The sequence below is a fragment of the Caballeronia sp. M23-90 genome (assembly GCF_053574605.1).
In genome coordinates, this window is record NZ_JBSIPA010000296.1 from 1 (window position 1) to 8190 (window position 8190).

Annotated in this window: 9 protein-coding genes and 1 pseudogene; 6 read left to right on the plus strand and 4 right to left on the minus strand. The window is 60.1% G+C overall.

What is annotated here, in order from left to right:
• A partial coding sequence (locus tag ACRXB1_RS24070) for an MFS transporter (RefSeq protein WP_449493458.1) occupies positions 1 to 391 on the minus strand: 391 nt, incomplete at its 3' end.
• Positions 392 to 520: 129 nt separating this feature from the next.
• On the opposite strand from ACRXB1_RS24070, the gene ACRXB1_RS24075 reads away from it, so the two are divergent.
• Complete coding sequence (locus ACRXB1_RS24075) at positions 521 to 1147, plus strand: TetR/AcrR family transcriptional regulator (protein ID WP_449493459.1); 627 nt, start codon at positions 521 to 523, stop codon at positions 1145 to 1147.
• A 192-nt stretch (positions 1148 to 1339) separates the two neighbouring features.
• Positions 1340 to 1543, plus strand: coding sequence for a cold-shock protein (locus ACRXB1_RS24080; protein ID WP_060818122.1), 204 nt, complete (start codon positions 1340 to 1342; stop codon positions 1541 to 1543).
• 21 nt (positions 1544 to 1564) lie between these two features.
• Here the strand turns inward: ACRXB1_RS24080 and ACRXB1_RS24085 are convergent, their stop codons facing one another.
• Together ACRXB1_RS24085 and ACRXB1_RS24090 are read right to left on the minus strand one after the other, a co-directional pair.
• Positions 1565 to 3028 carry an amino acid permease gene (locus ACRXB1_RS24085; RefSeq protein ID WP_449493460.1) on the minus strand — a complete coding sequence of 488 codons (1464 nt, stop codon included), beginning with the start codon at positions 3026 to 3028 and terminating at the stop codon, positions 1565 to 1567.
• Positions 3029 to 3312: 284 nt separating this feature from the next.
• Positions 3313 to 4431 (minus strand): 3-deoxy-7-phosphoheptulonate synthase, encoded by a 1119-nt coding sequence (locus ACRXB1_RS24090; RefSeq protein WP_062171524.1) that lies wholly within the window; start codon positions 4429 to 4431, stop codon positions 3313 to 3315.
• Between the two features lie 167 nt (positions 4432 to 4598).
• On the opposite strand from ACRXB1_RS24090, the gene ACRXB1_RS24095 reads away from it, so the two are divergent.
• Entirely contained in the window at positions 4599 to 5909 is a 1311-nt protein-coding gene (locus tag ACRXB1_RS24095) for an MFS transporter (protein WP_449493461.1), read from the plus strand.
• Positions 5910 to 5954: 45 nt separating this feature from the next.
• Here the strand turns inward: ACRXB1_RS24095 and ACRXB1_RS24100 are convergent, their stop codons facing one another.
• Positions 5955 to 6836, minus strand: a complete 882-nt coding sequence (locus ACRXB1_RS24100; protein ID WP_062003329.1) for a manganese catalase family protein — start codon at positions 6834 to 6836, stop codon at positions 5955 to 5957.
• Between the two features lie 369 nt (positions 6837 to 7205).
• Here ACRXB1_RS24100 and ACRXB1_RS24105 point away from each other — a divergent pair, with 369 nt between their 5' ends.
• From ACRXB1_RS24105 to ACRXB1_RS24115, 3 genes and pseudogenes are all read left to right on the plus strand, one after another.
• Positions 7206 to 7622 carry a CopG family transcriptional regulator gene (locus tag ACRXB1_RS24105; RefSeq protein WP_449493462.1) on the plus strand — a complete coding sequence of 139 codons (417 nt, stop codon included), beginning with the start codon at positions 7206 to 7208 and terminating at the stop codon, positions 7620 to 7622.
• Positions 7623 to 7651: 29 nt separating this feature from the next.
• Positions 7652 to 8065, plus strand: a pseudogene (locus ACRXB1_RS24110) (alpha/beta hydrolase family esterase); the annotation flags it as partial.
• Positions 8066 to 8091: 26 nt separating this feature from the next.
• Positions 8092 to 8190, plus strand: a 99-nt coding sequence (locus ACRXB1_RS24115; RefSeq protein WP_449493463.1) for a hypothetical protein, incomplete at its 3' end; no start/stop codon positions are given.

The following is an 8190-nucleotide window of genomic DNA, read 5'->3' on the forward strand; positions in this document are numbered from 1 at the left end:
TGGCCATCGTCACGACCATCAGGCCACCGCCGCCCAGCCCCTGCAGCGCGCGCAGCACGATCAACTGCGTCATGTCCTGCGCGACGCCGCACAGGATCGAACCCGCCAGAAAGATCAGGATGGCAGCCTGGATCACGACCTTGCGGCCGAACAGATCGCCGAACTTGCCGTACAGCGGCACCACGATAGTGGACGTCAGCAAATAGGACGTCACGACCCAGGACAGGCTTTCGAGCCCCCCGAGTTCGCCCACGATGGTCGGAAGTGCTGTCGACACAATTGTCTGGTCGAGCGCGCCGAGCAGCATGACGAGCAGAAGCGCCGTGAACAACATTCGGATGGGCGGCCGCTCTGTTGCGGGAAGCGCAACGGTGGGTTGGAAGGTTTCCATCGAGTGCCTGCAATTAATTAACATTGAAGTTAATATTAGGTCACGTCTCTTCCCGGGTCAATTGCGACTATGACTAAAAATGTAACCGAAGCTTCCCGAAGTAATGTTTCAGCCGACCCCGAAAAGCCCGTGCGCCGGCGCGGGCGCCCGTCGGGCGGGCAAAACGGCGAGCCACGGACGCTTCTGCTCGATGTCGCGTTGTTGCTGTTCGCGCGTCAGGGAATCATGGAAACCACGCTCGGCGCGATCGCGCGCGAGGCAGGAGTCACGCCGGCCATGGTTCATTACTACTTCAAGACGCGGGACCAGTTGCTGGACGTGCTGATCGACGAGCGGTTCGTCCCTTTGCGCACCAAGCTTGGGTCCGCGTTTGCCAACTCGGATGCGGAACCGGCTGAGGCGCTGCGCGCTTTTGTGGAAGGGCTGGTGACGGTGGCCGAGGAAAATCCATGGTTCGCGACCCTGTGGATTCGCGAAGTGATCAGTGAAGGCGGCTTGCTGCGCCAGCGGATAGCAGAACGTTTCGGCGATGAAAACCAGAAGGCATCGATTGAACGTATCGAAAAATGGCAGAAGGAGGGCAAGCTCAATCCGCACCTTGAGCCGTCCCTGTTGTTCGTCTCGTTGTTCGGGCTCACCTTGTTGCCGCTCGCCGCAAATTACAAATGGGCCGAAGAACGCGGATGGAAGCCGAGACGCGACAACATCGCGCCCCATGCGGTTGCGTTGCTGATGCAGGGGATCGGGCCGATTTGAGGCCGCGGGCTTCTCAAGCCGGCACTGCGCAGGCGCCGAGTCGCTGCCTGCATCGAGCAATCAGGCAATCGTCATCGCCCCAATGTTTGTCGACGCCTGTTGCGACTTTTGCTGAACGTTTGCCGCAAGTAAACCGAAACCCCGCAGTCGATGCGTGCTACCGTTCCGACTTTTTGCAGCCAGGAGACGGCCATGCCGACCGGACGAGTGAAGTGGTTTAGCGATGCAAAGGGTTTTGGTTTCATCACGCCGGACGATGGCAGCGAAGAATTGTTCGCCCATTTCTCCGAGATCAAGACAGAAGGGTTCAAGACGCTGCTGGAGAACCAGAAGGTCAGCTTCGATATCGGCCAGGGGCCGAAGGGCAAGCAGGCGTCGAATATCCTGCCTGCCTGAGTGTCTCGCCGCGCCGCCTGACTATTTGGCGCGCGTCTCCGGATGCCGCAGGCGTGAGTGATTGCGACCGTACGAGACGTAGATCACGAGTCCGATCACCAGCCAGACGACAAGCCGCATCCACGTGACGAGCGGCAGACCCGTCATGAGCAACAAGCAGAACAGGATGCCGAGAATCGGCACGATAGGTACGCCCGGCACGCGAAACGGCCGGTTTGCGCCCGAGTCGCTGCGCCGCAGGTAGATCACCGCGCCGCATACGAGCACGAACGCGAACAGCGTCCCGATGCTGACCATCTCGCCCAGCACATTGATCGGCGTAAAGGCCGCGACGACGGCGACTACCGCGCCAATCATCGTCTGGCTCAGGTGCGGCGTCTTCAGCCGCGGGTGAACCCGCGCGAACAGTCCAGGCAGCAGTCCGTCTTGCGACATCGTGAAGAAGATGCGGCTCTGGCCGTAGAGTAAAACGAGGATCACGGTCGTCAGCCCGGTCAGCGCGCCTACCTTGATCAGGATGGAGAACCACGTGAGGCCGATCACGTCGACGCCCTTGGCGATCGGATCGGGCACGTTCAGTTGGCCATAAGGCACGAGACCTGTCAGCACGCCGGCCACGGCGATATACAAGATCGTGCAGATGACGAGCGACCCGAGAATGCCGATAGGCATGTCACGTTGCGGCTTGCGTGCTTCTTGCGCGGCGGTGGAAACGGCGTCGAAGCCAATGAACGCAAAAAACACCACGGCCGAACCGCGCAAGATTCCGCTCATGCCGAAGTTGCCGAACTCGCCGGTGTTGGGCGGAATGAAGGGATGCCAGTTACCCGGATGCACGAAGAAAACGCCGAGCGCGAGAAACGCAACCACCACGAATAACTTGATCGCGACCATCACATTGTTGAGGCGCGCCGATTCCTTGGTGCCCATCACCAGCATCAGCGTGAGTGCCGCAATGATGAACACGGCTGGAAGATTGACCAGGCCGGAAACCGATGTGCCATCGGCGAGCTTGACCATGGTGCCGGGAGCGGCGGCAAAGCGCGGCGGTATCGTCATGCCGAGGTTATGCAGCAAGCTCACGATATACCCCGACCATCCGACCGCGACCGTGGCGGCGCCCATCGCGTATTCGAGTATCAGGTCCCAGCCGATGATCCACGCAAACACTTCTCCGAGCGTGGCATACGTGTAGGTGTAGCTGCTGCCGCAAACGGGCAGCATGGCGGCGAGCTCCGAGTAACATAGTCCGACGAAAGCGCATGCGACACCGCCGAGCACAAACGAAAGAATGATGGCTGGCCCCGCGAACTGAGCGGCGGCGGTGCCTGTCAGCACGAAGATTCCTGCGCCGATGATTGCGCCTATGCCCATTGCAGTGATGCTGAGCGCGCCGAGTGTTTTTGCGAGCGGGCGTTCGCCGCCGTCAGCACTCTTGATGATGTCTTCGACCGACTTGCGCGCCATGTAACTGGTATCAGCCATCAGTGTCGCCTCGCTTACGTTGTTGGATACGAACCCAACCGGCGTAGCCGGTCGATCTGCGAATCACTACGAAAAACGTTTGATGCAAGACGACTCTGTGACCCAGTCTATGCCGAATGAATTTGCTTGTGAAGCTGGAAAATATGCTGCGTTTTTGCGCGGCGCTGCGCGAAACGAGTGGGAAGGGTACGAAGCGGGGCGGTGGACGAATCAGGGACTGCAGCATGCGACGCGCCGAAAACGGTTCCGGCGCGTCGTTCGATCAATGTATCAACAACGCATCTTCAGTGCTTGCGACGCTCGCGCACCGCTGCGGCGAGCGTCTGCAAAACGGGCTCGGTCTGCGTCCATGCGAGACATGCGTCGGTAATCGATACACCCCGGCGCAACGGCACACCCGGCTTCAGGTCCTGCCGTCCCTCTTCGAGATGACTTTCGATCATCACACCGATGATCCGCTTGTCGCCATCGTTCAATTGACGCGCAATGTCTTCGCCTACTTCAACCTGACGCAGATGTGACTTGCCCGAGTTTGCATGCGAGCAATCGATCATCACCTGCTCACGCAAGCCCACGTCCTTCAACGCGGCGCAGGCCGCAGCCACGCCTTCGCGATCGTAGTTCGGACCTTTCTTGCCGCCGCGCAGGATGACGTGTGCGTCCGCGTTGCCGCGCGTTTCGAAGATGGCGGCCATGCCCATCTTCGTCATGCCCATGAACGCGTGGCTGGCGGCGGCCGCGACGATTGCGTCTGCTGCTATCTGCACGCCGCCGTCGGTGCCGTTCTTGAATCCGATCGGGCAGCTCAGGCCTGATGCCAGTTGCCGATGACTCTGGCTTTCGGTCGTGCGCGCGCCGATTGCGCCCCACGCGATCAGATCCGCAATGTATTGCGGGCTCAGCAGGTCGAGGAATTCCGTGCCGGTGGGCAGCCCCATGTTGCCGATATCGAGCAGCAACTGACGCGCGCGGCGCAGGCCTTCATTGATGCGGAAAGTGCCATCGAGCAAGGGGTCGTTGATGTAACCCTTCCAGCCTACTGTCGTGCGCGGCTTTTCGAAATACACGCGCATGACGATCAGCAAATCGTCGCGTAGTGCGTCGGCGGCGGTTTTCAAAAGTTGCGCATATGCGATCGCCTGATCGTGATCGTGGATGGAGCACGGTCCGACCACGACGACCAGACGGTCATCCCGTCCTTGCAGGATATTGGCGATCTCGACGCGGCTTTGTTCGACCAGCGTCTGCACGGACGGCGTCACGGGCAGGTCGTCTTGCAATAGCGCGGGCGAGATCAGCGGACGGACGGCGCCGATGCGGACATCGTCGATGCGCGTGGTGTCCTGGGTCGCGTCGGCCCGGCCGGCCTCCTGGTCGTGGAATGGGTTGTCGAGGCGGCTCATTGTGGGTTCTCCGAAACTGGGCATAGCCCGCGATTATCGCATTTGTGCCGGTCTTCGAGCGTTCCCGGGCGGGTTAACGCGGCTGTAATGTGAAGCGCGTGCTGAATATAGTGTGACTCTTCGCGTCCCCAAAGAGGACGTTCAATCGCGTAGACGAGGAGCCGGACGTGGCCGAGAAGCTGGGATCCCCTGCAGTCGTTGCAAGTAAAACCAGCATGAACTTCCGATGGACCGTGCTGATCTGGCTGGTGGCCGGCGGCATCATCAATTACATCGACCGCGCAAGTCTTTCCATTGCAGCGCCGGAAATGATCCGGGAACTGGGTTTGTCGCGGACGCAGATTGGTCTGCTCGGCACCGTCTTCGCGTGGACCTATGCCGTGATGCAGTTGCCGGCGGGATGGGTCATCGACCGGTTCGGCGCGAAAAAAGCGTATGCAGTCGCGATGATCTGGTGGAGCGTCGCGACCTACATGACCGGCGTGGTGGGATCGGTGAGCGGGTTGCTCGTGATGCGCGCGTTGCTTGCGGTCGGCGAAGCGCCATGCTGGCCGACCTCGGCGAAAATCACGGCCGCGTGGTTTCCGAACAAGGAACGTGGTTTTGCGACGGGGATCTGGGATTCGTCATCTAAATGGGGACCGGCGCTCGCGCCCGCCGTGCTCGTTGCGCTGATGGTTGCATTCGGATGGCGCTCGCTTTTTCACGTGGCGGGTGCAGCCGGTATTGTGTTCGCGATCGTCTTCCTGCTTTTTTATCGCAATCCGGAGCAAAGCAAGCGGCTTTCGAAAGAGGAATTTGCGTACATAGAAGCGGGCGGCGGCGGGCGCGAACGGTCCATCAGCAACTCTACGCACGAGTGGCGCGGCTTGTTCACGCATCGCAGCGTCTGGGGCATGATCCTCGGCTACTTCTGCGCGATTTGGTTGTGGAATCTGTTCCTGGTTTTCCTGCCTTTGTACCTGCTCGATCGCTTCCACATTTCGTTCGTACAGCTTGGTTTTTACGCCAGCATTCCGTGGATTGGCGGCGCCGTGGGGGAAATCATCGTCGGGTATCTGACGAAGAAAATGGTCGATCGCGGCATGGCGACGCCTATCGATGCGAAGCGCATGTGGATCGTGATCTGCGCGATCGGCGCTGCCATTTCGGCGGTGGCGATTCCGTTCGTCGACTCGTTAGGAATGACGATCACGCTGATGACGCTCGGCCTCGCGTTCCTTGCCGCGATCATTGGTGCGGCATGGGCGCTGGCGTCGGACGTCGCGCCCAAGTCGATGGTCGCCTCCGTGAGCGCGATCCAGAATTTCGGCGGTTATTTTGGCGGTGCATTTTCGCCGGTGGTGGCAGGGTTTATTGTCGATAGAACCGGTTCGTACACCATCGCGCTGATTTCAGGCGGCGTGATAGCGGGATGTTCCGCGCTGTTCTACTGGTTCATGGTGAAACGCGTTGTGGCAGAACGAGGCGAAGCGTAGACGAAAAAAAGCCCTTCCAGTGTGTGCCGGAAGGGCCTTGGTGCGTTACGACACCATCGCCTGACCCGATCCCAGATCGGCGCCTGTCGTCGGATCCGAACTCGGATCTGATGCCGTGCGTGCGGCCATGGCCTGCAGCACGTCGATGTCTGCTTCCGATACCCCAACGCTTGCCAGTCCGTCACCGCCGTCCACGGCGGGCTGCGGATCTTCCACGAACTTCCAGTCGCCGCCTTCGTTCCACGGTCCGCGCAACGCCGGTTCCGTGCCTTGCGACATGTTGTAGTACACGCTGGTGAATTCCGGCTTGCCCGGCAACTTTCCTTGCGGGAAATTCGGCTGGATGGAGTGCAACGCCTTCTCGAACGACTTCTGGTGCGCGATTTCGCGCGTCATCAGGAAGCCGAGCGTGTCGCGGATGCCCGGGTCGTCGGTGAGATTGATCAGGCGTTCGTAGACGATCTTTGCGCGCGCTTCGGCTGCAATGTTCGAACGCAGATCGGCAGTCGGCTCGCCAATCGTGTCGATATAGGCAGCCGTCCAGGGAACCCCGGCCGAACTTGTCAGCGCGGGACCGCCGCCATAAAGCAGCGACGTGATGTGCGAGTCGTTGCCGTTGCCCGTCAGCGAGCGGTACAGCTCGGCTTCCTCTTCCACGCCTTCAGCAAGCTGGCCCTTGGCGCCTTTGTTCAGCATCGCGACGATCGAACCGATGATCTCGAGGTGGCTCAGTTCTTCAGTGGCGATGTCGAACAGAAGGTCCTTGCGGCCCGGATCGTCTTCACCGACTGCTTGCGTGAAGTACCGGCATGCGGCCGCGAGTTCGCCTTGCGACCCGCCGAATTGCTCGAGCATCAGGTTGGCGAGACCAGGATTCGGCGCTGCGACGCGCACTGTGTACTGCAGGCGTTTGTTATGTACGAACATGGGTGAATCTCCTTTGAGGTTAGTCGAAGCATGGCGTCGTGTTTTTCACAGACGTGTCTACGCCCGCGAATCATCGCGACGAAAAAACAGACCGGACATGTCGAGTTGCTCCGGACGGTAACGCACTCCAAACCGCGTTACACCCAATGAAGGGCGCCCGGATCTCAAAGCATCTGCAATGCTCTGGCGAACTCGCGGCGACGTCACCGCGAGGGTAAAGAAAAGGACTACGGGATTGACTTCAGCATTGGCCGTTCCCGATGTACCGCATTGCGTTTTTTGCGGTTAAAAAACTGAAAAAATTTGACGCGATGCAAAAACCAGCCTATAACCATCTCATGGGATGGTAATGGGAAGGAAAATAGAGCAATGCAGAAACTCGAAGTGGTCCGGCTGAAAGGCGGCGAGACCGAGAAGATCACGATCAACCTGGGCCCCATCGACCTCGGGCAGATCGACTTGCTGGTCGAAGAAGGCTTTTATTCAAACCGCACGGACCTGATTCGCACGGCGATTCGCAACCAGCTTGCGACGCATGCGAACGTCGTGAACGAAACAGTTACCCGCCGCGCGCTGGTGCTCGGCATGCAGCATTTTTCGAAACACGATCTGGAAGCCGCGCGTGATGCGGGCGAGCGTTTCGATATCCAGGTGCTAGGACTTGCGAGCATCGCCGCCGACGTCACGCCTGAACTCGCGCTGGAAACGATTGCATCGATAGTCGTGCTTGGCGCATTCCACGCATCGCCGGCGGTGAAAGCAGCGCTGGCCGGCCGGATCGGCTGAGCGCTCCAACAGCTACTACTGGAAAAATAATGAAACTCGACGACGGATTCCTGCACTCCATGCAGGATGCAATGAAGTTGCTGCGCACACGCGGCCCGAAGGAAGCGACCGCGGCGTTGCAGCGCGCACTGGGAGCGCATGCACCGCACGCGCAGCAAGCGTTCACAGCGGACACGCCGCCCGCACAAACGCCCGGCACGTTCAGCACGCATACCCATGCGAACGCGGCGGGACTGCGGACATACAAGTTGTATGTGCCGACGAAGTACAACGGCCAACCAATGCCGCTCGTCGTGATGCTCCACGGCTGCACGCAAGACGCCGATGATTTCGCCGCCGGCACGCAGATGAACGCATTGGCCGAGCGCGATGGGTGCATCGTCGTGTATCCCGTGCAGCCGCAGCAGGCGAATGCATCGAAGTGCTGGAACTGGTTCAAGCCGGCCATGATTTCGCCGCCGGCACGCAGATGAACGCATTGGCCGAGCGCGATGGGTGCATCGTCGTGTATCCCGTGCAGCCGCAGCAGGCGAATGCATCGAAGTGCTGGAACTGGTTCAAGCCGGCC

Coding starts and splice junctions, on each gene's coding strand:
- ACRXB1_RS24080 (WP_060818122.1), top strand. CDS start 1,340: ATGCCGACCGGACGAGTGAAGTGGTTTAGCGATGCAAAGGGTTTTGGT.
- ACRXB1_RS24105 (WP_449493462.1), top strand. CDS start 7,206: ATGCAGAAACTCGAAGTGGTCCGGCTGAAAGGCGGCGAGACCGAGAAG.
- ACRXB1_RS24090 (WP_062171524.1), bottom strand. CDS start 4,431: ATGAGCCGCCTCGACAACCCATTCCACGACCAGGAGGCCGGCCGGGCC.
- ACRXB1_RS24085 (WP_449493460.1), bottom strand. CDS start 3,028: ATGGCTGATACCAGTTACATGGCGCGCAAGTCGGTCGAAGACATCATC.
- ACRXB1_RS24100 (WP_062003329.1), bottom strand. CDS start 6,836: ATGTTCGTACATAACAAACGCCTGCAGTACACAGTGCGCGTCGCAGCG.